21 protein-coding genes and 2 pseudogenes are annotated in these 22220 nt (G+C 33.7%); 8 read left to right on the top strand and 15 right to left on the bottom strand.

Annotation, left to right across the window (positions count from 1 at the left end):
* Nucleotides 1-360: 360 nt before the first annotated feature.
* Entirely contained in the window at nucleotides 361-1128 is a 768-nt protein-coding gene (locus CEF14_RS03560) for a sulfite exporter TauE/SafE family protein (RefSeq protein ID WP_102691584.1), read from the bottom strand.
* A 99-nt stretch (nucleotides 1129-1227) separates the two neighbouring features.
* Here CEF14_RS03560 and CEF14_RS03555 point away from each other — a divergent pair, with 99 nt between their 5' ends.
* Nucleotides 1228-2112, top strand: a complete 885-nt coding sequence (locus tag CEF14_RS03555) for a LysR family transcriptional regulator (RefSeq protein WP_102691583.1) — start codon at nucleotides 1228-1230, stop codon at nucleotides 2110-2112.
* Nucleotides 2113-2627: 515 nt separating this feature from the next.
* Here CEF14_RS03555 and CEF14_RS03550 read toward each other — a convergent pair.
* Nucleotides 2628-3281: a hypothetical protein gene (locus CEF14_RS03550; protein WP_102691582.1), complete on the bottom strand. Its 654-nt coding sequence runs from the start codon at nucleotides 3279-3281 to the stop codon at nucleotides 2628-2630.
* Between the two features lie 345 nt (nucleotides 3282-3626).
* Nucleotides 3627-5084 carry an MFS transporter gene (locus tag CEF14_RS03545; protein ID WP_102691581.1) on the bottom strand — a complete coding sequence of 486 codons (1458 nt, stop codon included), beginning with the start codon at nucleotides 5082-5084 and terminating at the stop codon, nucleotides 3627-3629.
* Between the two features lie 418 nt (nucleotides 5085-5502).
* Here CEF14_RS03545 and CEF14_RS03540 point away from each other — a divergent pair, with 418 nt between their 5' ends.
* Nucleotides 5503-5793 carry a hypothetical protein gene (locus CEF14_RS03540; RefSeq protein WP_102691580.1) on the top strand — a complete coding sequence of 97 codons (291 nt, stop codon included), beginning with the start codon at nucleotides 5503-5505 and terminating at the stop codon, nucleotides 5791-5793.
* Between the two features lie 315 nt (nucleotides 5794-6108).
* Nucleotides 6109-6966 (top strand): class I SAM-dependent methyltransferase, encoded by an 858-nt coding sequence (locus tag CEF14_RS03535; protein ID WP_102691579.1) that lies wholly within the window; start codon nucleotides 6109-6111, stop codon nucleotides 6964-6966.
* A 121-nt stretch (nucleotides 6967-7087) separates the two neighbouring features.
* Here CEF14_RS03535 and CEF14_RS18910 read toward each other — a convergent pair whose 3' ends face one another.
* The 4 genes and pseudogenes from CEF14_RS18910 to CEF14_RS19425 form a co-directional block, all read right to left on the bottom strand.
* The gene (locus CEF14_RS18910; protein WP_170061432.1) at nucleotides 7088-7234 is read right to left on the bottom strand and encodes a hypothetical protein; all 147 of its coding nucleotides are present in this window, start codon (nucleotides 7232-7234) and stop codon (nucleotides 7088-7090) included.
* Between the two features lie 256 nt (nucleotides 7235-7490).
* Nucleotides 7491-8594 (bottom strand): LptM family lipoprotein, encoded by a 1104-nt coding sequence (locus CEF14_RS19145; RefSeq protein WP_211284554.1) that lies wholly within the window; start codon nucleotides 8592-8594, stop codon nucleotides 7491-7493.
* 83 nt (nucleotides 8595-8677) lie between these two features.
* Complete coding sequence (locus CEF14_RS18905) at nucleotides 8678-8815, bottom strand: hypothetical protein (protein ID WP_281256539.1); 138 nt, start codon at nucleotides 8813-8815, stop codon at nucleotides 8678-8680.
* 737 nt (nucleotides 8816-9552) lie between these two features.
* Nucleotides 9553-9969, bottom strand: a pseudogene (locus tag CEF14_RS19425) (cupin domain-containing protein); the annotation flags it as partial.
* Between the two features lie 426 nt (nucleotides 9970-10395).
* On the opposite strand from CEF14_RS19425, the gene CEF14_RS03520 reads away from it, so the two are divergent.
* Together CEF14_RS03520 and CEF14_RS03515 are read left to right on the top strand one after the other, a co-directional pair.
* Nucleotides 10396-10590: a hypothetical protein gene (locus tag CEF14_RS03520; protein WP_102691577.1), complete on the top strand. Its 195-nt coding sequence runs from the start codon at nucleotides 10396-10398 to the stop codon at nucleotides 10588-10590.
* A 42-nt stretch (nucleotides 10591-10632) separates the two neighbouring features.
* Nucleotides 10633-10872 (top strand): hypothetical protein, encoded by a 240-nt coding sequence (locus tag CEF14_RS03515; protein WP_102691576.1) that lies wholly within the window; start codon nucleotides 10633-10635, stop codon nucleotides 10870-10872.
* A 143-nt stretch (nucleotides 10873-11015) separates the two neighbouring features.
* On the opposite strand, the gene CEF14_RS03510 is transcribed toward CEF14_RS03515, so the two are convergent.
* The 7 genes and pseudogenes from CEF14_RS03510 to CEF14_RS03485 form a co-directional block, all read right to left on the bottom strand.
* Complete coding sequence (locus CEF14_RS03510) at nucleotides 11016-11603, bottom strand: DUF6141 family protein (RefSeq protein ID WP_245890035.1); 588 nt, start codon at nucleotides 11601-11603, stop codon at nucleotides 11016-11018.
* Between the two features lie 261 nt (nucleotides 11604-11864).
* Complete coding sequence (locus tag CEF14_RS03505; protein WP_407690444.1) at nucleotides 11865-12365, bottom strand: ClbS/DfsB family four-helix bundle protein; 501 nt, start codon at nucleotides 12363-12365, stop codon at nucleotides 11865-11867.
* Nucleotides 12366-12691: 326 nt separating this feature from the next.
* Nucleotides 12692-13066 (bottom strand): annotated as a pseudogene (locus CEF14_RS03500) (GNAT family N-acetyltransferase); the annotation flags it as partial.
* Nucleotides 13067-13180: 114 nt separating this feature from the next.
* Nucleotides 13181-14083: a class A beta-lactamase gene (bla, locus tag CEF14_RS03495; protein ID WP_102694273.1), complete on the bottom strand. Its 903-nt coding sequence runs from the start codon at nucleotides 14081-14083 to the stop codon at nucleotides 13181-13183.
* Between the two features lie 821 nt (nucleotides 14084-14904).
* Nucleotides 14905-15621 (bottom strand): anti sigma factor C-terminal domain-containing protein, encoded by a 717-nt coding sequence (locus CEF14_RS03490; protein WP_170061431.1) that lies wholly within the window; start codon nucleotides 15619-15621, stop codon nucleotides 14905-14907.
* Complete coding sequence (locus CEF14_RS19345; RefSeq protein ID WP_281256484.1) at nucleotides 15608-15742, bottom strand: hypothetical protein; 135 nt, start codon at nucleotides 15740-15742, stop codon at nucleotides 15608-15610. The genes CEF14_RS03490 and CEF14_RS19345 overlap by 14 nt, the downstream gene beginning before the upstream one ends.
* 299 nt (nucleotides 15743-16041) lie before the next feature.
* Nucleotides 16042-16893 carry a helix-turn-helix transcriptional regulator gene (locus CEF14_RS03485; RefSeq protein ID WP_102691574.1) on the bottom strand — a complete coding sequence of 284 codons (852 nt, stop codon included), beginning with the start codon at nucleotides 16891-16893 and terminating at the stop codon, nucleotides 16042-16044.
* 121 nt (nucleotides 16894-17014) lie between these two features.
* On the opposite strand from CEF14_RS03485, the gene fabF reads away from it, so the two are divergent.
* Nucleotides 17015-18250, top strand: a complete 1236-nt coding sequence (fabF, locus tag CEF14_RS03480; protein WP_102691573.1) for a beta-ketoacyl-ACP synthase II — start codon at nucleotides 17015-17017, stop codon at nucleotides 18248-18250.
* 151 nt (nucleotides 18251-18401) lie between these two features.
* Here fabF and CEF14_RS03475 read toward each other — a convergent pair whose 3' ends face one another.
* A complete protein-coding gene (locus CEF14_RS03475; protein ID WP_102691572.1) occupies nucleotides 18402-18665 on the bottom strand; it encodes a CPCC family cysteine-rich protein in 264 nt (87 codons plus the stop codon).
* Between the two features lie 837 nt (nucleotides 18666-19502).
* On the opposite strand from CEF14_RS03475, the gene CEF14_RS03470 reads away from it, so the two are divergent.
* Complete coding sequence (locus CEF14_RS03470) at nucleotides 19503-20630, top strand: SagB/ThcOx family dehydrogenase (RefSeq protein WP_102691571.1); 1128 nt, start codon at nucleotides 19503-19505, stop codon at nucleotides 20628-20630.
* On the top strand, nucleotides 20627-21853 hold the full coding sequence (locus CEF14_RS03465; RefSeq protein WP_102691570.1) for an MFS transporter: 1227 nt from the start codon (nucleotides 20627-20629) through the stop codon (nucleotides 21851-21853). Before CEF14_RS03470 ends, CEF14_RS03465 begins: the two co-directional genes overlap by 4 nt.
* Nucleotides 21854-22220 lie beyond the last annotated feature (367 nt).

The following is a 22220-nucleotide window of genomic DNA, read 5'->3' as shown; positions in this document are numbered from 1 at the left end:
TCTTTTCAAGAGTAAAATGCAATTCATTTAAAAAAATATATAAGACTCTCCATCAATTCTAAATTAGTAATGGTTAAATTAAAATACGACTTAACTGAGAATATGTGAAATTGACACATAATTTCGATTAAGTCGTATTTGAATTTTCTTTAGAATTAAGATGACTAACTTGTAAAAGCTACTACAATTTAGTGCTTTCTATATTGGCTTGGCATGGCACAACACGATGTGGGTCATGCAGAAGTTACCCGTAGGACGTGGTGATTTTAGTCTGCGCTCCTTTTTCGGAGTAAACCAACCACTTTCAGTACAACCAGCTAGCCCGCGTAACTCCACTCTTACCTAAACTTACTTTACTATTCAGAACAATAAATCACGTACAACTTGTGCAATTAATAACAGAAAGATTGCTGGCAATGTGATTTGGAGCCATTTCACTTGAATATATTGCACCATTTTCATTCCTAAGTGAGATCCCACAATCGAACCAACCGTAACCGGAATAGCAATCCTCCAATCGACAATGCCAAAAAGATAATAAAATATAAAAGCACTCATGCAACTGGAAAACATCACGAAACGTGTTAATTCAACAGCTTTTTTATAGTTACCTTGCTTCTTCAAAAAATACGTAATATTCATCAATGCAGAGCCCGGTCCAAAACCACCATCATACATACTAATGAAAAACGGTGTGATGAACGATGGCTTTTGTTCATGACAACCTTCAACATCCATCCCAATCTCTTTATTACTTTTGAGTACAATAAAAAAGGAAAAAATAAGAATAAAACAAGCCACAATGTTCATTATTTGTTCGGACAGTCGTGTTGCTAAAAATGCTCCTGTCAATCCCCCGAAACATGCCATAATCATATATGGCACCATCTCTTTAAGGGATATATCTATTTTAAATATTAATGTGAGGACATTTGTAAACGAAGAAACACCTGTTGCGAACTTATTCACAGCCACCGTAGCATGAATAGGTACGCCAACTAATAACATTGCTGGGAGTAATACAAAACCTGCTGCCCCAAACATGACACCAATCATCGCGGCTATTACTCCGATTGAAAATAACATCAACCCATCTGCTGAAAACCATTCATTTATGAAAATAGCCATTACATTCACCTCTCTTTCTAAACTACTGCTATAATTTACATAAAACAAATATATATTTTTTTCAGATTCATAAATAAATTTTATAATATGGTGATAATAATGAATTTACATGCACTACGAATTTTCACGAAAGTCGCAGATTTAGGGAGTATCACAGCTGCGGCAAATGAATTACGGTTAAGCCAACCAGCTGTAACGATCCAAATTCGTAATTTAGAAAAAGAGTTGGGTTTGCAGCTAACGAAAAGTAAAGGACGAGGAATTCAATTAACGGAAGATGGGCAATTTGTCTATGAACAAGGACTACGCTTGTTTCACTTAGAAGCGCAAATTGAGGATAAGCTTACATTATTTGTTGCCAAAGACGAAAAAATTCAGATTGCGACCTCTTACATTCCGATCAATTATGTCTTGCCTGAATACATCGCAAATTTTAAATTAATGTATCCAGATGTAGAATTCGTCGTATCACTAGGAAATGTAAAATCAGTTGAAGAAAAAATTCGCAACTACGAAGCTGACTTCGGATTTGTTGTACAAAGTAATATTGGACACGAAGATCTAACTTTTGAAAAGTTAATGGAGGTTGAATTTGCATTTGTTGCCCATCCATCACATCCATTAGCGAATCAAATTGTATCGTTAAGTGAATTATCACAGGAAGAATTAATTTATCGTGAAAAAGGAAGTTCGACACGCGATTTAGTAGAAGCTGTTTTTTATGCACAAAATTGTCCATTGCCTAAGATTGGCTTACAGATGCAAGGTCTATTTGAATCTTTAAAAGTTGTAGAAGCAGGCTATGGTATCGTTCTCGCCCCTTTTCTCAGCGTAACTGACAGCATAGAGACGAATAAATTGGCACGTATCTTTATTAAAAATGTAGAGATTAAACAAAGTTTATTTATTTGTACACGAAAAAGCGAATTGACGAATCCAACTTTTGTCCGTTATATAAAAGAACAATTTGAATCGAGACAATAGTATTTTAACTAATGAAAAATCCGAACAAATGTGAAATTCTATTTAAAATTTCACATTTGTTCGGACTTTCTTTTTTATTATTCGATTGAATCTATTTCATCATGAAGAATTTGTACAAAATGCACGAACATTTAAGATATATTTTTTCGTAACTTTCTGTTTTGTGCCCGTTCCAAACGGCACTATCCGAAGGCTCGACTTCAATCTCATCGGGCCAACAAGATGTTGGTCACGAAGCCGTTGTCGCAGGACACTGAACTTACTTCCTCGAGTTAGCCCTATACGAAGAAAATGTGAATACATTATCGAGGAGTCGCCGTCCCTCCACTTCACACCATTCTAAATGATGTCCATCATCAAATAATCGTATTTTCTCAAAAAAAGATGCTTTATGAAATTGATTTTATGAAGTTCAATTATTTGACTTTGGGAGGGACTAATTTTGTTCTGTCCCACCCCCTTTTACAATTAATCAATTTCATCATTTATGGATTCATCTATCTAACATCACAAATTTATAATTTCCGCATTTTCCTTCCTGATTTCAAAATAATATTTACGCCCATCGCATTACCACCTTCTATGTGATTTTTCATCTTTGATACATCTATATTCGTCTCAATCTTCTCCGTTTTTCTCTGATTCCCTTTTAGCTCTACTACATAAGGACCATTGTTGTTCATAAGTGTTACCATTGGTACTTCCCCATCATATTTATCATAAAACTCAACACTGAATTTTACTTCACTACTACTATAATTTTTAAACGGAAGCCTACATACACCATGTAAAGTTTTTTTATTAATCATTTTGAAATTACAACTACTGGATTCACTTTCATAGGATACTGCGTAAATACCTGTTGCAAATGTTTTTTGATATGAACTGACTATTATTGATGGTGCAAAAATGGCGACCAAAATAGCAAACAAGATAGCACGCACATGATATTTATTGATCGAGTTGTTAAGTAAAAATAAGCTTGCAAATAATAAGGAGAATGAAATTATTCCCACATATAAGAGGCCATTGGTAGAGCGAACAGGTAAATTCAAATTTGATGCAATTGTCTCACCTAAAGGATTTTCGTTTGGAAAAGACAAATTCAATGTTAATGAAACAACAAAAAGAATAAGCGCTGTATAGAACATTTTTTTACTTTTTATCATATATTGCACAACCTTTAGTAACAAAAATCATGATGTCAAACAAATGCAATTTACACTGTGAATATGCCACACCATTTAATATTCCAATTATAGCAAATAATTTCAAATTATTTAATACAAGTTTATGGAAAAATAGCTATCTATAAAATTGGTGATATAAACAGATGCGGATATACACTTTTGGGAATATAATTTAAGCGCTCCTTTTGCTTTTAATAGAAATTGGATTTAAACCAATTTACAGCGAAAAGAGCGCTCTTTTTATTTACATATACTATGAAAGTCTGAGAATGTTAAAGATTTACACACAAATGACAATCTTTTTTAGCTATCTATTTATTAAAATCACATAGTTTCTTTCGTTTGAGATGATTCTTTTAACATTGGTAATTCTTCATACCACCAAAGAGCTTCTTCTGGATCCTGTTTCATGACTTCACGAACTTCTTTTTTTGTTTCAACTGTAGGGTAAGAACCTTTTAAGGCACGACCTGAAGTTTGGACGAATAATAGACTGAAGACGATTAAGCCAATCACACTTATAGCTGCTAAATAATAAGCTGGTGCTAGTGGATCGCCTGTGACGTGTACTAAATATGATGCGACAAGCGGTGTTGTACCACCGAAAATCGAAACAGAAACGTTAAATGTTAAAGCCAAAGCGCGATAACGAACGTCTGAGAAGAACAAACTTGGTAATAGAGAAGGTAGTGTCCCTTCATAAAAACTTAATAAGAAACCAAGCAAGAAGACACCAGCGAAGATAAAACCAATGTGTCCATTCCCCATTAACATAAAGGCTGGAATTGATAAGAATGCTAAGCCAATTAAGCCGATTTGAACAATCCGCTTGTTACCATGCTTGTCAGAAAGGCGACCAGCAAATAACGCTAATGGAATCATTAGTGCCATCACAATCAGTAGAATAATTAAACTTGTTGTATTATCTACATGTAATACTTCCGTTAAGTAAGATGGCATATACGACAATACCATATAGTTTGTAATATTAAAGAACGCAACGATTACAACACTTAAAAGTAAATCTTTTTTATAATGTTTTAGGATTTCTTTAAATGTAAGTGGTTCTTCTTCGCTTTCTTGTTGTGCCTGTTCCATTTCTTCAAAAACGGGCGATTCATCTAAATGACGACGTAAATATAAGCCGACAAGACCAATCGGTGCAGCAATTAGGAATGGTATACGCCAGCCCCAAGCATGCATTTGTGCATCAGATAATGTAAAAGTTAAAATTGTTACTAAACCAGAAGCGGCTATGAAACCGATTAATGTACCAATTTCTAGACCACTCCCTAGAGTACCACGTTTCTTGTCGGGAGAAGATTCAGCGATATAAACCATCGCACCTGAATATTCACCACCGGTTGAGAAACCTTGTATCAAACGAGCACCCAATAATAGAATTGGTGCCCAAACGCCAATTTGTTGGTACGTTGGAAGGAAACCGATTAATAAAGTGGAAACAGCCATCAAAATGATCGTTGTACTTAAGACAATTTTACGACCATGTTTATCACCGATTTTAGCAAAGAATATACCGCCAAGTGGTCTTACTAAGAAGGCGGCAGCAAATGTACCGAATGTAAAGACTAGTTGAAGTCCGCTGTTATCAACGCCAGCGAAGAACAACTTACTTAAAATAACAGCTAAATATGCATAAAGACCAAAGTCAAACCATTCCATCGCATTACCGATTCCTGTAGCGATGACAGCCTTACGCGCTTTCTTAGAACTAACAATATTAATATCTTGCGGTTCAATTTCTAAATTATTTTGTTGCATACTCTAGAACAGCTCCTTTTGGGTTTGCTATTTTCGAGGACTGCAAAAGATTTGAAAAACATTGTTGGATAATAAAATAGCGGAAAAAACAACAATTTAATCTTTTAAAAGCCCGAATTATCTTGTTGTCGACGTATTGAAAACCTGAGGTTCTTAAATGTGGAGTAAAAATTTTTACACTCTTAGTATATTAAATTTGGTTATATTATGTCAACTAATTCGCATAGAGCCAAAAAAATTTAGTATAAAATGGGCGCTCTTTTCTAAGAGAAATAGCTTAAAATAAACGTGTCAGTACATAGTATCATAAAGTTATTCTGCACTTCTTTTGTAAACTCTCATTCTAAAAGATTGCTTAATTGAAATAAAAAGGTTTGCGCAAATCCCACTAGTATAATTGTATTTGGAGGAAGCTCTTATGGTAAAAAGACTGTTAGTTATCACTTCAATACCTTTGGTCATTGTACATATGTTAATTCTTTACTTTTGGATTTTTGATTGGGAAAAATTAGTTACAAAAGTGGGACTAGTTATTTGGATTGGTTCCATTCTTTTAGGGGTAATCTTTAATCTTATATTTCGAAAATTAGTCACCACTGAAAATGGTATTATAGTGAGCAATCGAATTGTATTCGCTACAACTTTACTAACCGTATTATCAGGTTTTTTTGCACTAATAATTGAGTCTCTCACTCGTTCGATGCCATAGAGGGCCTGATTTAAGCACGAACTTCTTCATATGCTTTCTTTTCTTTTTTCATACTCGTATAATAAACACTCGTTATCAAGAAACGATAAATCCTTCATATTCCGGAAGAACTACTATCATTTCTATTACCTGAATCCTTGCAATTAATATCCATTGAACTACAATTAGCTTGATGAACAACTGACAGGATTACAATGATTAGATTAGTAAGCGATTGCCATTAACATTCCTACCTACATCCCCTTATTGGAATAAGCAGATTGTTCTGTAATGTATCCGACTTGAATTGTATTAATCGAAAGGAGTAAGAATTAAATGCAGGATAAACCAAAGAATATACCAGATCATACTGCCGTGAGAGTTGCCTTATGGAGGGCTTTGCATGTTCAGATAGATGCACTGCCTCATGTACTTGAAGACGAGGTTGGTTTAAAGCTTGTTGATCCAGAAGACGAATGGCAAACGCAACCTGATATGGATCCAAGTTTTACTAGCGGCTTCCGAGCATCTATCGTTGCACGTGCTCGTTTTGTAGAGGATTTAGTCACTGAACAACTTGACAAAGCCGTCAACCAATATGTGATACTCGGTGCCGGTCTGGACACCTTTGCAGAACGGAGAACGGAGATTGCATCTCGACTAAAGGTTTTCGAGGTCGATCAACCTGAAACACAAGAGTGGAAGAGAAAACGTTTGATGGCACTCGGTTACGGTATCCCTAAATGGCTACAACTTGTGCCAGTTGACTTCGAAGCTGGCACATCCTGGTGGGAAAAACTAAAGGCTTCAGGATTCGATGCAAAACAACCAGCAGTAGTGGCATCCACCGGCGTCTCTCAATATCTCACAAAAGAGGCAATTTTGGCAACTCTACGGCAAGTAGCACAGCTCGCTCCAGGCTCCATATTGGCCATGACGTTCTTACTACCATTTGAACAAACTGAAACCAAAATCAAAAAAGAGGCTGAAGAAGCCAAAAAAGGTGCCCAATCAAGTGGCACACCATTCATCAGCTTCTTCACACCAGAAGAAATGATTGACCTAGCAAAAGAAGCAGGTTTCAGAGAAGCTCGACATGTATCATCAGCTGATCTTAACCAACGCTATTTTACTGGCCGAACAGACGGACTGTCGTTGCCAAAAGGTGAGGAATTCTTGATAGCGACTACTTAGAATAAATGGTGTAAGCCACCTATACTTTCGATTTCTTGCAAACCAAAACATCAGTAGCTATTTAGTCTACTGATGTTTTTTCTTCCTTTTTTATCCATCCTCATATTGTTGCATCAAACGGTCAAACTCGATAGTTGATCCCTTTAAAGGAATTGGCTCCAAATTGGTTTACAATATTCAAAGATGAGTTATTATTAATAAATGACATAAATGCGATGACTAACATTGAATACTCGATTACTAACATGAATGCTTCAAATACTGTCATGGCATCACCCCCGGGCCCACATGATGTGGGTTATGTAGATGTTACCGCAGGACTCGGTAGTTTTAGTCTTCAATCAAAATCATTTCATAAATACCACTGTTTTACGGAAAATAAAAAGAATCCATTTTTGAAAAGGTTGATCAAAATGGATTCTTTTTCAGTAAATTCAAGTTTTATTTTTATAAGAAAAAGAAAAAATTTCTATACCTAATCTTTCTATAATTACTACTTTACGTCTTGGTCTTTTGTTTTAAAATTATTTTTTTATAGTATATTCTACTTTTTGATCATCCCTGCCTAAATCATAGGTTTCAGAATCCATAGAATGGCCGATAACTAATCTCACCTTATCCACTTTACTAGGGTCTGTCTTAATAACAAGTCCAACCTCACCTTGTTTCTTCACCTTACCGTAGTATTCGCCATCATTATCTTCATCATAATCGATGAAATCTCCACCCATAGAATTATCTATTGTTTCTTGCTTTCCATCTGTGAACAAAACTACCTTGTTAATACCGCTAAAGATAAAATCTTTATCTGATGTATTTTCAGCATTATATTTAATATATATGTAGTTGAATTCACTACCCACGTCTTTTCCTGATGTGCTACTAATGCTATCTTGTTCATCCTGTGGAACATTTGAAGCTTTCTTAAATGATACTTCTTCTATATTTAATTTAATAGGATTGACATCAAATGATTTGTTTTTAGCAATCGTAGATAGAACTTGCACGTCTTTTTTTGGTTGATCTGCAGCATTATCTGAGTTTGTATTATCACCAAATGCATCTTGTACGTTTTTCAAATTTGCGAAAATAGCTTCTTCCAAATTATCATCCGCAACAATCTTATATTTACCATCTTTGTTCTTTTTTAAATTTAATGTCACTGTACGTGTAGACATATCTGCTTTTTTAGATGATATATTTTTTACAACTTCTTTCTCCATCATGTTTTGGATGGCCTTTTGTGATTTATCACTTTCTTCAAAAGCTGTGGCAAACGCCATAGGCATAACTTTCGTAATACTATTTGTAAATGCAGTGCCAACGTCAACAGAAGTAATTTTTACATCGACTTTTGCGTTGTCTCCTTTAATAGACTTCTCTTTAGGTTTTTCAAATTCATAGCTTTCACCAATTGGTTTATAGATTTTTTCAGAGAATCCATTATCATCATTACTTAAGTTTACTTTATCCATTCCGCCAGCAATATAGGTTCCAGCTTTCTCAAGATCCCCTTTTTGAAATGATGTTAAGAATCCATTTACCGCATCCTCCGGTTTTTCTTGTCCACAAGCAGCCAATCCAACCGATAGTAAAACTACGGCTGATAATGAAAGTATTTTCTTCATGTTATTAATCTCCTTATTTATAACTACAATATTTTTAAGAGCAATTTACTAGTTTAGCTAATAACTGGTCCATAGTTATCTCTTTAAGCTTTATCTAATAATGCTCGATTGCGTTCTAATTTTTTCATTTGAACCTTATATAGCTCGTATTCTGCTTTTCTCTTATCTGTGAGTTGATAGACAACAATCTCTTGGAAATCTGCAGATGGATCATCCTTGATTTTTTTTATTGACCAAGATCTTGTTTAACTATTCTACTTTTTTAGTTTAAGTATATTTTTTCACAATCCGACTCTAATTTCAAATAAATTTCCAGTTTTGTTTGGAAGTCTTATTCGATTTAATGGCTTGTTTGCGGTATAACTCAATTACATTTTATATATAAGGAACTCTTTTAGACAATTTATTCATATGTTACCTTAGGGTGCGGTGGTTTTAGTCTAAGATCAAAATCATTCATAAATACCACTGTTTTACGGAAAATAAAAAGAATCCATTTTTGAAAAATCAATCAAAATGGATTCTTTTTCGGTAAATTTAAGTTTTAGTTTTATAAAATAGATCGATGATTTTTACCTCAACAATCGCGCTATTTAACAGAAGACTCACCATTAGCCTTCGTTTGTTTAATTACAATTCTTTACAACCTCTTTAATTTAAAAAGGTTTCACCAAAATGGCAAAACCTTAAAATTCCAAAAGTCTTTTATCTGTACCCATTATCCTTACATTTTTTCTACATATTTTTACTTTGTTGTAGAAGTGTAGATTTCCTTTCCCATTCTTCCTCTGTCTCATATGCTTTTTCTGGAGAATATCCTTTTTCTACTAGCCCCCATAAGAATAAACTCTTGAAGAATGTGAGTAGCATTTATTCCTCTTTGAACATCCTCTAATCCTTCATTTACCCATTAGTACCGCACCCATTCATCTGGAGTCTTGCCAAAAATAAGGATATTTTAATTACTGTTATTTTCTCCTTTTTCTCCAGCCATTGCTGCAGCTTTAGTAGGGTGAATAGTTCCAAACGGATGGTTAGGCGGAGCGTAGATTGAATAGAGTTTTAGTGGAGTACTTCCTGTATTTGTTACGTTATGCCATGTTCCAGCAGGGATAAAGATGGCAAAATCATCCTGGACATTTCTTTTAAAGGTTAAATTATCTTTACTATTGCCCATTTGAGCTACCCCTTGCCCCTGCTCTATACGTAAGAATTGATCGACATCAGGATGTATTTCTAGTCCAATATCTTCTCCGGGATTAATACTCATTAATGTTAGCTGGAAATACTTTCCTGTCCATAAAGTGGTACGATACATATCGTTTTGCTTTGATGCTTCGTTAATATTAATGACAAATGGGTTAGTTCCATTATCAGTGACCATTTCTTTATCTTGAACCATGCTGATCCTCCTTAATTTAGATATATCATTAAATCTTGTTGAGCTTACTTTGCTGCTTGGGCATCTCGTTCAAAAATGGCTTTCAACTCAGGATCCTTACAATTCACTGCATATGATTCCAATTTTTTTGTTACGTTTCCATATCACCAATTAGGCTTCGTAAGTATTCTACTTTTAGTTCAGTTAAATTATGGTTCATGATTTCCCCTCCTTCATATTAATAAATTCTCCCTTTTTTTATATTTTATACCCTATTGTTTTGACTACCACTGTTAAAACTTTCGCTATTTTTTAACCTACTATAGTAGAAATAATAATAATACCATTTGCTTATTAACTAAAATAATATAATATCAACTATAATTATTATTAATTACCTAATAAAAAGGAGGCATCTTTGTGACTACAACAAAAAAAGTTCTTATAGCAATAACGGTAATTATAGGTGGGATTATTCTTAATTTCACTAGCCATAATTTAGGCGATTTAGGAAACAAGTTAATGCATATTATAGGTTCTATATTATTGATATTAGGGATAATTTTTTTATTTATTAGCAATTCAGGCGATAACAAAAAAACTAAAGAGGGATGATTTTATGAAAAAAGTTTAATTCTTGCAGCATTATCATTATCTTTGCTTTCATCTGCATTATTACCAAGCATTTCTGCTTATGCTAAAGAACCAGAATTTAATTATTCTGTATCAGAAAATAATCTAACTGGAGTTAAAACCATTGAAATGAATTACAACGGGGACGAATTAACGGCTTATTATGATACAAACACTTGTGAAGTTACAATGAACGATGAAATTGTAGCTACTGTTAGCAAAACTAAAACAGGTTATACAGATAATGCAGAACCTGTACAATAAAAACTTCTTTAGCAGTTTCTGGTGCTAAATATTATACTATTGAAACAAAATAACAGCCAGTCCATTGAGAAACAGCTGTATTCGAACATTAAAAGTCACTGTTTGTTTGAAGAAAAATTAATAATTGATATATATCATGAAGATTATTTAGTATGATCAATTAAAGATAAATCTATTGCCTTTTTGAGCTCATCAGGATTTTTTGAGCCTATTATAACAATGTCTCCTGAAGCTAACCTTAATTTGACACCCTCACTTCCTGCAATATTATATAGTCGTTCTCCATTTAGATTAAACCGAATCCCCCAACCTCCAAACCGCTTTAGCGAACTAAAAGAAACACTTTTATAATCCCGAATACTTTGATAACCAAAGCCTCGGTATTCAAAATGGAAGGGAACAAATTTTATATACACCCCATCTCCACGTACTTCAGTTATCATCTTAACTTGGAACGCTAATAAAGGTATGATCAAACCAAACAAAACCCAAGCTATTACCAACCCAATATCAGACATCGGTTTGTCTCCGAATTGAATTCCGTATATAACCTGTTGGATAAATCCCCACCAAAAAATTCCTGAAACTATAATTATTACTATGATATATAATAATTGTCTTGGTCGTTGAACTTCTCGATATAAAACAGCATCATTGTCTTTACTAATTTCTATCCACCCCTTGCTTAACCTAATATCCTTTCTTTTTAAACAAATCTTCTCATTAACCAAATCAGCTACTGTAAATAAAATACCACAAAAATGTAAAAAATATCTATTTTATTGATAAAGCAACAATCTTTACGAAAAGATCCTTTCTCTATTCTTCTTCAACTAAACTGCCCCTATAGAAGTACAATCTATCACAAACACACCAAACGTATCATAATAATCAATTTTCCTTGAGATTCTTCCTCCATTAAGAGGCCCTTAGATGAAAAATGAGCGCTGATCCTTATTCAAGGATAGCGCCCGTGTTTATTGAAGATTATTTTATATAGACTTTGCAATAGTTTCACATTTTTTTATAGCCCAAATGTAATGATGGGAAGTGTTTGCTGCAAAATAGCTGAATAAGTTACTTGTTTTTGTCCACTTATAGTATTTTTTCGTCATTAATTCTTCATTGGTATGTGATTTAACTAATTCCATGACTCTTACATGGCTTAACTTCAATTTTTTTAAAGCTTGATTCAATGTTATATCTTGATAGATTTCCCAAATTCGCATATTAAGTAATCTTATAGTATTCCATTTATAACCGGGGGCAGGCATAAAAGGAATATCCCCCTCCATACCTTCTCTATACCATCTCTCAAGCATTGCATGCCATTCATAAAGATGCATTAATACATCCCGAAAATTCTTATCCCTTTCTTGAGTTTCAATGGATATACCCCTTTTTCTGCTAGGTATAGACTCGATTATTTCAAGTAATGCTCTAAAATTCTTGTCGCTATTCTCTAATAGAATTTCTTTTTTACTTTTAGTCATAATGTAAAATATCCCCTTTTTCACTTTATATTAACATAGGTTGTTTGTACCATTATTAATTTACAGAAAAAAGAGCGAAAGTTATCATATTGTCGATTTGAGTCACAATTGTATATTTCGTAATTAACCTTCTATCCTCTATTTAAATGTTATCCTTAATATCTACATGAGTACCTGAAAGCGTTCCTCCACAATATGGCCCTTTCATGAAAATAAGCGCTGTTCCTTGTTACAGAAAAGCGCCCGGTTGTTGAATATCGTTATTGAAGTAAATAAGACGGATAGTTTAAGTGCAATTTTTCACAATATCACTTTCCTATATTATCCTATCCCTGGATAGCCTTCCAATCATTGTGCAAGACTCCCATAACAATAACATCGTATCTTTTTCCGTCCCGATATACTACCGACCTTTTTCTACCTTCCTTTTGAAAACCAACCTTTTCGTACGCTCTTATTCCACCTTTGTTATACTCAATAACTTCCAAACCAACTCGATCCAAATTTAATTCATGGAAAGCATAACGAAGTATCAGCTTCAAAGCATCTGATCCGTAACCTTTATTTCGATTAGAAGATTCCCCAATTCCTATGGACAAGAGCCCCGTACGATTGTTCCATTCAATACTATGAATAGCAACAAATCCAATTAAACGATCTTTATCAATTGTTCTTAGTCGGAAATACACTTCATGTATAGAAAAAAATATCGGTCAGCATATACTAATCTTTCTAAAGATAGTATATGCTGACTGAATGTTAAGCCTGTTCTCTGATGCAATTGAGTATTGTGTTGAGTAAATTTACTTATCTGTTCACTTTAGAGCGTTAAGTGCGACATTTGCAGTTTCTGCAATTAGCCTATTGTCATAGGTGGCATTTTGTGTATCACGGTTGGATAGAACTGCGATGACAATGGGAGCTCTATTCGGTGGCCAAACAATCGCAATGTCATTCCGTGTTCCATAGCTTCCTGCCCCACTCTTATCATCGACTTCCCAACCTGTTGGTGCACCAGCCCTGATTAATGCATCTCCAGTGGTATTTCCCCGCATCCAATTCGTCAGGATCGTACGTTTTTCAGTATGGAGCAAGTCGCTGACTGCGAAAGCCTGGAGGCTGGTAGCAAGTGCTTTTGGTGTGCTTGTGTCTCGTTTATCTCCAGGAATAGCAGAGTTCAAATCCGTCTCGTAGCGATCAACTTGCGTAACGTTATCTCCAATCTGCCTTAGTGCAGTTTCAAATCCCTTAGGACCTCCCAGTTTCTCTAATAAAAGGTTCCCTGCGGTGTTGTCGCTATATCGAACCGCAGCCTCAATAACTTCTCGAAGAGTCATTCCGGTATCTACGTGAAGCTGTGTTACAGGTGAATACGAAACGATGTCCTTGCTAGTGTATGTGACTAACTCGTCGAGTTTATCAATTGAGTATTGCTGAAGCAATGCACCTGCGGCAAGTGCTTTGTAAGTAGATGCGTAAGCGAACCGTTCATTGGATCTATAGGAGATTTTCCGATTTGTACCTGTATCGATAGCATAGACTCCGAGATGGGCGTCAAATTTGCTTTCGAGATTCTCAAACTCACGATGTATATGGCCTGATGATTTCTTGACTGTCTTTGCGGGCTTATCCGAAAAGTTATGGGTAGGCATCGACCAGCCAGCAAGAGGTACAATAGCAACCACTAGCACAAGGAAGGCAATTTTAAAATGATTCATACTGTAAAAATTATTTATTTTCCTCAAGATTTTAACCTCTTTCGATTTATAATAGGTGTCCTGAAAATAGAATGAGCGGGTTCAATCATTATGATTTGATGGTCTCCAATTGGTTATTGACCAGAGATTCTATTACACTTTCATTATTTTGCAACTTAAACTTATTCCGCGTGCAGCTTATGTCAACTCTCATTCAATATCACTTTTTCATCACCTTTGTTATCCCGAAATGCCGGTGGAATTTCTCCTTTCACAAATTTTAAATTCATATGTAACATTAATACTACACTTGTGATAGAAATAAGTAGCAAGACGGTCCAAATACATAAAGAATATTCTTCGCTTCAATATAGAATAAGAGAGACCGATAGTAGCTGTAGTAAGCAGGGATTTCCTAAACAGAAATGTTAATCTTTATAAAATTTCCTTTATATATTTTGAAGACCTGATTATTTCCAATCTCATCTATTATATAACAAAAAATCCAATTTTACTTAAAGTTGGTATTCCGCAATCTGGCCCGATAATCCATGGGAACCCTTCAAATACAAGAAAAAGGACACTTTCCTTACTATAGGAAAGCGCCTGATTATTGAAGATCATGACTGCTAAAGATGGCTTGCACTTATTGAACTCTAGCACCCATTACTTTAAATACCTTTCTTCACAACCTCTTAATTTAGTAGTAGATTAAGGTTCATTCCTGAAGAAAGTAGTTACTATGAAAGTGAACTTTATCAGTTTTCTATCGCTGCCATTATTTAAATCTCCAAATAGCAATCTAGAAAAAGATGTTTTATTTTCAACCTTGTCCATTTCTTTTAATAAGGAATGATAACTCCTACACTAATATAATTTATCGAATCATTTTTAATTACTGGTAATAATTCTTTTACCGTTCCTGTTATAATGACACCACTCACTTGAACTGTACCTTTATGTTGTATAGATTTAAGAAGTGGCTTTACATGCGTGTCTTTCTCATCAGCTCTAGATAAATTTGATAAGTGCATCTCGAAGTTTTTTACGTCTTTTGATAAACTTTCTTCACCTTTTTCAGGTGCTGTAATTGTAAAGCCATATGCATAGTCTCCAATCACATAGCTAGGAATAATCGAAATATCTGCATGAGGGTTTTGTACCCAGGCCCATTGTGCAGTCGGAAATTGCTTCAGCATTTGATTTGCACTCATTTCCTCCTTAAATGAAATTGCCATTTCTACCACATTATTTGATGCTAAAGATTGGAGTAATTTCCGATCATCTTTTACCTTTTTTTCTCCAGGAACATAGAAATTAACCACTCTTTGTCCATTTCTATAGTATTGCTGTTTATTTGAAGATGATGTTATAGAATTATCATAAATTGTTGTAGGTGAATCATAAATTTTATACCAAGTTTGTTCGTTGTACCATGTATAAGGAATTCCATTAATATCTTTTACATATTGGTCCTGATTAATAGCGGAATCCAAACTAAAACTAGTTGTAGATTTATCGTAATGGATATTCGCACCATAAACTTCAGCATTGGACAAATTGAATAGCAGTTTCTTGAATGATGTCTTCCGCATCCTCTTTGATAGCACCCATTTTTATTAAAAGGAAATATACAGCTTTCAATTTTTTATTTATGTACAATCCTAATTGTTCATCCATAATCACCCTCCTACATAATCAACGATTGAATAACCAAAAAGTAAACAACAATTAACAAATTTATATAAAAAAGATAGTCTTCTGCAGAAGACTACCTGATGAATGAAATAAATTATTTAACGAAAAGCTCTTTCTATTCTGAAAGTAAATAACTTAATTTGAATAGGCGTATACCCTGCAATTAGAGTTTCCCAATTTGCTAAAAAACAACATTATAGCTTAACAGAGCCATACATAAGGAATGAGCGTAATTTCTACTCTAGAATAGCGCCCTATAATGGAATAACGAAATTACTTTATTAATTTTTAACCGAAACACTTTTCATCAATCGCTTTAATTTATTTTCTGTTTCGGTTTCCTCTACTGGTGTATAAATACTGCAACGTAAGTCCATATCACCTTGAACTTGGAGAGAAGTTAAATTAAACAACATTTTACCTGCTTTAGCATGTCTAAATTCAATTATTAATTCAGGCGCTTTACTCACATGACTTTCTTGCCATAAATCTTGGAATTTTGGATGAGAATTACTCATTTTTTTTATAAATTGATTGTACCATTCATCACCGTGATAATGTCCATAATAGGTTCGGAAAATGGCAAGAAAACCCTTCGCAAATTGTTCCCAATTAACAGCCAATGCTTTTAATTCTTTTCTAGTGAACACTAAACGAATCAAGTTTCTTTGATCATTCGGAATTTGTTCAAAATCTAAAAAAACATGAGCAGCTGCAGGATTCCAGCCCACTATATGGCAATGTCGATCTGTAATGATAGTCGGACAATATGTTAATTCTGCTAGTATTCGTTTTAAAGAAGGGCTTAGCTCTGATTGATCCTTTTTTGGATGTGCAATTTCTAACTTTGCTTCTAATGCTAGGTCATATAAGTAATCTCTTTCATCATTATTCAATTGCAAAGCTGTAGAAATACAATCGAGTACAAGTGAAGAAACTTTTATGTCTCTTCCTTGTTCTAACCATGTATACCAAGTGGTACTCACACCTGCTAATTGTGCGATCTCTTCTCTTCGTAATCCTGGTGTCCTTCTCCGGGTCCCTGCAGGTAATCCAACAGACTCTGGCTTAATTTGTGCACGCTTAGCTTTTAAGAATGTTGACAAAGCTTCAAGCCTAGTTTTATCGTTCATTTTTAAACTCCCCTTCATACCAATTTAGCCTAGTATTACTTATACCAGGATAAGCAATCTCTTGTAATAGGATAAAGAGACTGTAAAATACAAGTATATTATTGATTGGGAGTGATGAAAAGTGGAAAGAGTTGTGATTACTGGAATGGGCGTAGTCTCTCCTTTGGGAAACAACATCAACACATTTTGGAGTAATTTGATTAACGGAGAGTCTGGTATATCCACTATTGATACATTTGATATTACTAATCATAAGACAAAAATCGCAGGTATCATTCAAGATTTTGATGTAGATAAAATTTTAGGAAAGAAAGAAGCAAGACGTTTAGATCGCTTTTCTCAATTTGCTTTAGCTGCAGCTGAACAAGCTTGGACAGACTCTAATTTAGACCTTGAATGTATTGATACAGAAAGGTTAGGGGTTTACGTTGGTTCAGGTATTGGTGGAATTAATACCTTAATTGAAAATATTGATGCGCTTAGACAAAAGGGGTCAAGAAGAGTGAGTCCAACTCTAGTACCAGCTATGATGTCTAATGCTGCTGCTGCACAAATAAGTATTAAATGGAACGCAATGGGACCTTCTATGTCACCTGTTTCTGCATGTGCAATTGGAAATACAGCTATTGGAGAAGCCGTTAGAATAATTCGCTCTGGAGAAGTTGACGTTATGTTTGCAGGTGGAACAGAGGCAGCTATAACAGACTTATCAATAGCAAGCTTCAGTAATGCTACAGCATTATCAACAAGAAATGATGATCCTACTAAAGCCAGTCGCCCTTTTGATGAAAATCGAGATGGATTTGTCATGTCAGAAGGAGCTGGCATTCTAATCTTAGAATCTTTATCACATGCTTTACGTAGAAAATCAAAGATTTATGCGGAAGTCATTGGTTATGGTGCAAGCTCAGATGCTTACCATATAGTAGCTACACATCCAGAAGGTAAAGGGGCCTATCTTGCAATGAGATCCGCTTTAAAAAATGCTAATTTATCTATTGAAGATATTGATGTTATTAGTGCCCATGCAACAAGTACAAAAGTTGGGGATATATCTGAAACCATGGCTATTAAGAAGCTATTTGGAAAACAAGCTTATCAGATTCCAGTAACAGCTAATAAATCAATGCTTGGTCATATGTTAGGTGCTGCTGGTGGTGTTGAAGCAATTGCTTTAGCAATGAGTTTAAAAGAAGGAATAATTCCTCCAACAATTAATTTAGAAAACCCTGATTCATTATGTGATTTAGATTATGTACCATCTGTTTCTCGTCAAGTGAACATAAAGACAGGACTTTCTAATTCGTTTGGCTTCGGAGGTCACAATGCAGCTTTAGTTTTAAGAAAATACGAGTGAATAAACTTTCTCTCGTAAATCTAACCGTTTCTTAAGGAAACGGTTAGATTTATTCCGTTAAATGGCCCTATAAAGGAAAAAGAACGCGTTCCTAAATAAACGCGCCCGTTTGCTGAAAATCTTAGTTGAACAACAATCATTCAATAACTTCTTATAACTGTTTCCAGTTAGGATCTTTTATATCTTCCTTATTTGGCTTTATTACTAATTTAATACATTTTTCTTCACATGCACCAAACTTAATAAAGTTTTTTTGTGCTTGTCTTAATGAAACTTCATTTGCCCCACCTTCATAATCAGGGTCTTTATATTGGACATAATCATCATGCCAAAAACAAAATTTACAGATTTCATCAGTTCCAGGGGGTTCCTCATTCAATGTTTTATAACCACAGCAAGAACAAGTATATTTCATGCAATCACCTCAATAATTTCCATGAATTTTACCATGCTTTCTTGTTCAACTAAACTGCTTCAATAGTTTAAGTACATTTCTTCACAATCTAAACTAATTTTCAACATAAATATCCATATTTTCGAGAAAATGTTATTCAATTATATGGCCCTTTAATGGAATAACTTTATTATCACTTAACAGGTTCTTAATTCATAAGAAAAAACGAAATTCCTTCTATATAGAGATAGGAATGTTTATTAGCAATAACAGGTTAATACCCAGTAAGATAATTATTTACACCTTTTGATTCGTTTAATAAAAATTTCCCCATCACTTAAGTGGAGAAAATTACCTAAATACATTTTATTAGAAAGATATTTTATTTATGGTGTTAATACACTGAGATAGCATCTACTTCGTCAACTGTTAAGAAACTCCCTTTATTTTCCCAATGAAGATCTATGCTTGCACTTCCACTTTTTAATAAATATTGTAGTTCGGTTGATTCTTCTAAGTTGTCCGTTACGTATCTGGCTTAGGTCAATCATCCAAATAATATAAAAAATATTATGGGTTGTTTTCGTAGAATGCATTGTTTATTGATTGAAATTTTATAGTTTTCAGAAAAATATGTTTGAAAACTGGTAATATTATGGTATATTATACATATTCTACATAATGGAGGTGTTAAATATGTCAATTTTCAAACCATTTGAAAGTGAGTATGAAAAACGCGTTAACGAAGAGTACGGAGAAACATCTCCAATGAACTAAAAGAAACAGTGGCTGACATAATAGGATTATGTCAGCCTTTAGTCTTTTAATATAGTGATTTTAAAGATAAGGAGAATTGAAATGCAGTTAAAGGTTAATGATAATATTGTGTTTTTCTGGAAAGATGGACACTTTGTTTGTGATAATTTTATACAACATGAACAAAGAAGTTTGGATTCTTCCATTTATCCTATTCTTGAATTATTTTCTACTTGGGAAGAAGAGAATAAAATCTTTACATTATTAAATACAAGAGTTGATTTTAGTGAGGAGTTTTTAAAAGTAGCTCTTTCTCAATTAAAAGAAGCAAAAATATTGATTAAAAAAGATTCTTTGGAACATAAGTCTGAAAACAAATTAGAACATTGGCAAACTTGGGGAACATCTTGCAAGTATTTCCATTATAATACCCGCCTTTTACATAAAGATCATTACATTAACAAAGATGAACAATATCAGCGCTTGAGTATTAAAAAACAAGAAGAAGCTCCGCCTAACATATATAAAAGTATTGAAGGTGCTGAAAAAATAAATCTACCCTTGCCTTCCTTTAAAGCTGAAGGTAAGTTTTTAGACGTTTTACTTAATCGCCAAACTGTACGTTCTTTCAGTGAAACTCCTATTTCATTAGAGGATTTTTCTACATTACTTTATTTGAATTATGGAGCTCAAAGTTGTAAACATGAAATTGGTATAGACAGACTTATCTTTAAAACTAGTCCTTCTGGGGGGTGTAGACATCCGATTGAAGTATATCCAGTTGTATTAAATGTTGAGGGACTAGAAAATGGCATATATCATTATGATGTAGAAAATCATGGACTGGAAATTATATCTAAAGAAAATATGATTCATAAAGTAGTAGATATGGCTGCAGAGCAAGAATTTGTTAAAGGTGCTGCGGTATTACTCTTCTATACAGCTTACATTGAGCGTTCTATGTGGAAATATCAAAGTCCTAGAACCTACAGAGTTTTAATGATGGATATGGGACATTTAAGTCAAACTTGTTTTCTAGTAGCAAATTGGTTAGGTTATGGTACTTTCTTTTCGGGTCATCTAAATGATCAATACGTTGAAGAAGAATTAAAAATTAACCCCGATAAAGAAATTGTGCTTGGAGTATCTGGTATTGGTTATAGATCTGAAGAATCGTTACAACTTGGACGTAAATTAAGATTTATAAAGGAGTTGAACAATGAAATTTGAAAAAAGAATTATTTAGAAACAAGAATTTAGTAATAATATTAATTAGTCAATTGATATTTCAGTTAGCTTTATGGATTGGGCTTATTGGTAACCTTCAATTTCTGCAAAAAAATGTGGATTCACATCTTTTACAAGCTATCTTTTTAGTTGTAGGAAGCTTATTTAGTGTGTTAATAGGTCCTTATGCTGGTAGAATAATTGATGGTGTGGCTAAGAAAAAGATTTTATTTCTTGTAGGTATAATGAGAATGATTTCCGTAAGTTTTATGTTTATTGCTTTGGCTACGGATTCAGTATGGTGGATGCTTGCATATAGTATTGGTGTAAGTTGTTCAGCTTCATTTTTTGAACCTGCATTACAGGCTACTATAGCACAGGTTACAGATGAAAAACATTTAGTTACGGCTAATTCATTAAATTTAAACATTGTAACATTGTCAAGAATCTTTGGGGCAACTTTAGGTGGGGTAATTTTAACTTTAACTTCATTACTTTCCCTGTATTCTATAGCATTTGGAGCTTTCCTTTTTGTATTTCTTATTACATTTTTATTAGATATAAAGAATGATAGTGGTTTAGTAAGAAAGGAAAAGAAAAAGATAGAATTTCGTGAGATTTTTCCAATCATATCTGAACAGTTCGATATAAAAATGATTTTATTTTTATCTATAATTCCAATGATATTTATTGCCGGTTTTAATTTATTTATAGTTGAGATTAGCACTATTCAAAATAATCCTTCCATAAAGGGAATTTTGTATGCTGTTGAGGGGATATCTCTTATATTATCTAGTACAATTGTAAATCAATTAATTCGTAATAAAAAGCATGTTCCCTTTTTATTAGTTTCAACTTTTTTAATTGTTTTAGTGCAATTTTTGCTTTCATTCTCAAGTATGCCCGTATTTTCAATTATAGCTTTTTGCTTATTTGGTTTTTCATATGGAATATTTAATCCTATTGCTAATACTTTCAGCCAAGAAACTGTTCCTAAGGAGTATCACGGTCGCTTCTTTGCGTTTAAAGGTATGATCGAGCGAACTATAATGCAAGTTGCAATGGTAACTATAGGTTTACTACTCGATGTTTTAGGATTTAATAAAGTGGTTATTACATTCGGTTCTTTCTCTTTTATTTTGGTATTAATCTTCACTATTATTTATTTTGGAAAGGAAAGATTAAAAAAGAATAGTGAAAATTCTTCTACTTCTTTCACTGAATGAAATGGAGTAATTATAGAGGAGCTGAAAGATTGACGCGAAATTTTAGGTAAGATTGATATTACCTACTTGACGAAAAAGCCACCAAATTTTTTGGCGGCTTTTTCTTTTGCACTTTCAAATTCTTTATAAGTGATTTACTTTTGTGCTCTTACATTTAATCACTTTTATATAATATTTAATGTTGTTAACCAAATAGCCCTCTTTTTATCTTTTTTATTTGAACCCTCCTGATGTCATAACTATATAACCAATACTGCTTGTTTTATTTTCAATATAATATACTTCACTGTACTTAAAAATATAACAATAAAGTCGTTTAAAAATCTAAGTTTTATTCCACAATATGGCCCGATTGTGGAATAAAATA

This window comes from Rummeliibacillus pycnus (assembly GCF_002884495.1).
Taxonomy (GTDB): domain Bacteria; phylum Bacillota; class Bacilli; order Bacillales_A; family Planococcaceae; genus Rummeliibacillus; species Rummeliibacillus pycnus.
Note: the sequence above shows the minus strand (reverse complement) of the source record. Positions and strands in the feature narration are given on the sequence as shown.

Excerpts from the sequence above, each read along its gene's own strand:
- CEF14_RS03475 (WP_102691572.1), bottom strand. The coding sequence starts at position 18,665 with ATGAAATATACTTGTTCTTGCTGTGGTTATAAAACATTGAATGAGGAA.
- CEF14_RS03470 (WP_102691571.1), top strand. The coding sequence starts at position 19,503 with ATGCAGTTAAAGGTTAATGATAATATTGTGTTTTTCTGGAAAGATGGA.
- CEF14_RS03555 (WP_102691583.1), top strand. The coding sequence starts at position 1,228 with ATGAATTTACATGCACTACGAATTTTCACGAAAGTCGCAGATTTAGGG.
- CEF14_RS03505 (WP_407690444.1), bottom strand. The coding sequence starts at position 12,365 with ATGACTAAAAGTAAAAAAGAAATTCTATTAGAGAATAGCGACAAGAAT.
- CEF14_RS03545 (WP_102691581.1), bottom strand. The coding sequence starts at position 5,084 with ATGCAACAAAATAATTTAGAAATTGAACCGCAAGATATTAATATTGTT.
- CEF14_RS19345 (WP_281256484.1), bottom strand. The coding sequence starts at position 15,742 with ATGGATGAACAATTAGGATTGTACATAAATAAAAAATTGAAAGCTGTA.
- CEF14_RS03535 (WP_102691579.1), top strand. The coding sequence starts at position 6,109 with ATGCAGGATAAACCAAAGAATATACCAGATCATACTGCCGTGAGAGTT.
- CEF14_RS03485 (WP_102691574.1), bottom strand. The coding sequence starts at position 16,893 with ATGAACGATAAAACTAGGCTTGAAGCTTTGTCAACATTCTTAAAAGCT.
- CEF14_RS19145 (WP_211284554.1), bottom strand. The coding sequence starts at position 8,594 with ATGAAGAAAATACTTTCATTATCAGCCGTAGTTTTACTATCGGTTGGA.
- CEF14_RS18910 (WP_170061432.1), bottom strand. The coding sequence starts at position 7,234 with ATGACAGTATTTGAAGCATTCATGTTAGTAATCGAGTATTCAATGTTA.
- CEF14_RS03550 (WP_102691582.1), bottom strand. The coding sequence starts at position 3,281 with ATGATAAAAAGTAAAAAAATGTTCTATACAGCGCTTATTCTTTTTGTT.
- bla (WP_102694273.1), bottom strand. The coding sequence starts at position 14,083 with ATGAATCATTTTAAAATTGCCTTCCTTGTGCTAGTGGTTGCTATTGTA.
- CEF14_RS03540 (WP_102691580.1), top strand. The coding sequence starts at position 5,503 with ATGGTAAAAAGACTGTTAGTTATCACTTCAATACCTTTGGTCATTGTA.
- CEF14_RS03560 (WP_102691584.1), bottom strand. The coding sequence starts at position 1,128 with ATGGCTATTTTCATAAATGAATGGTTTTCAGCAGATGGGTTGATGTTA.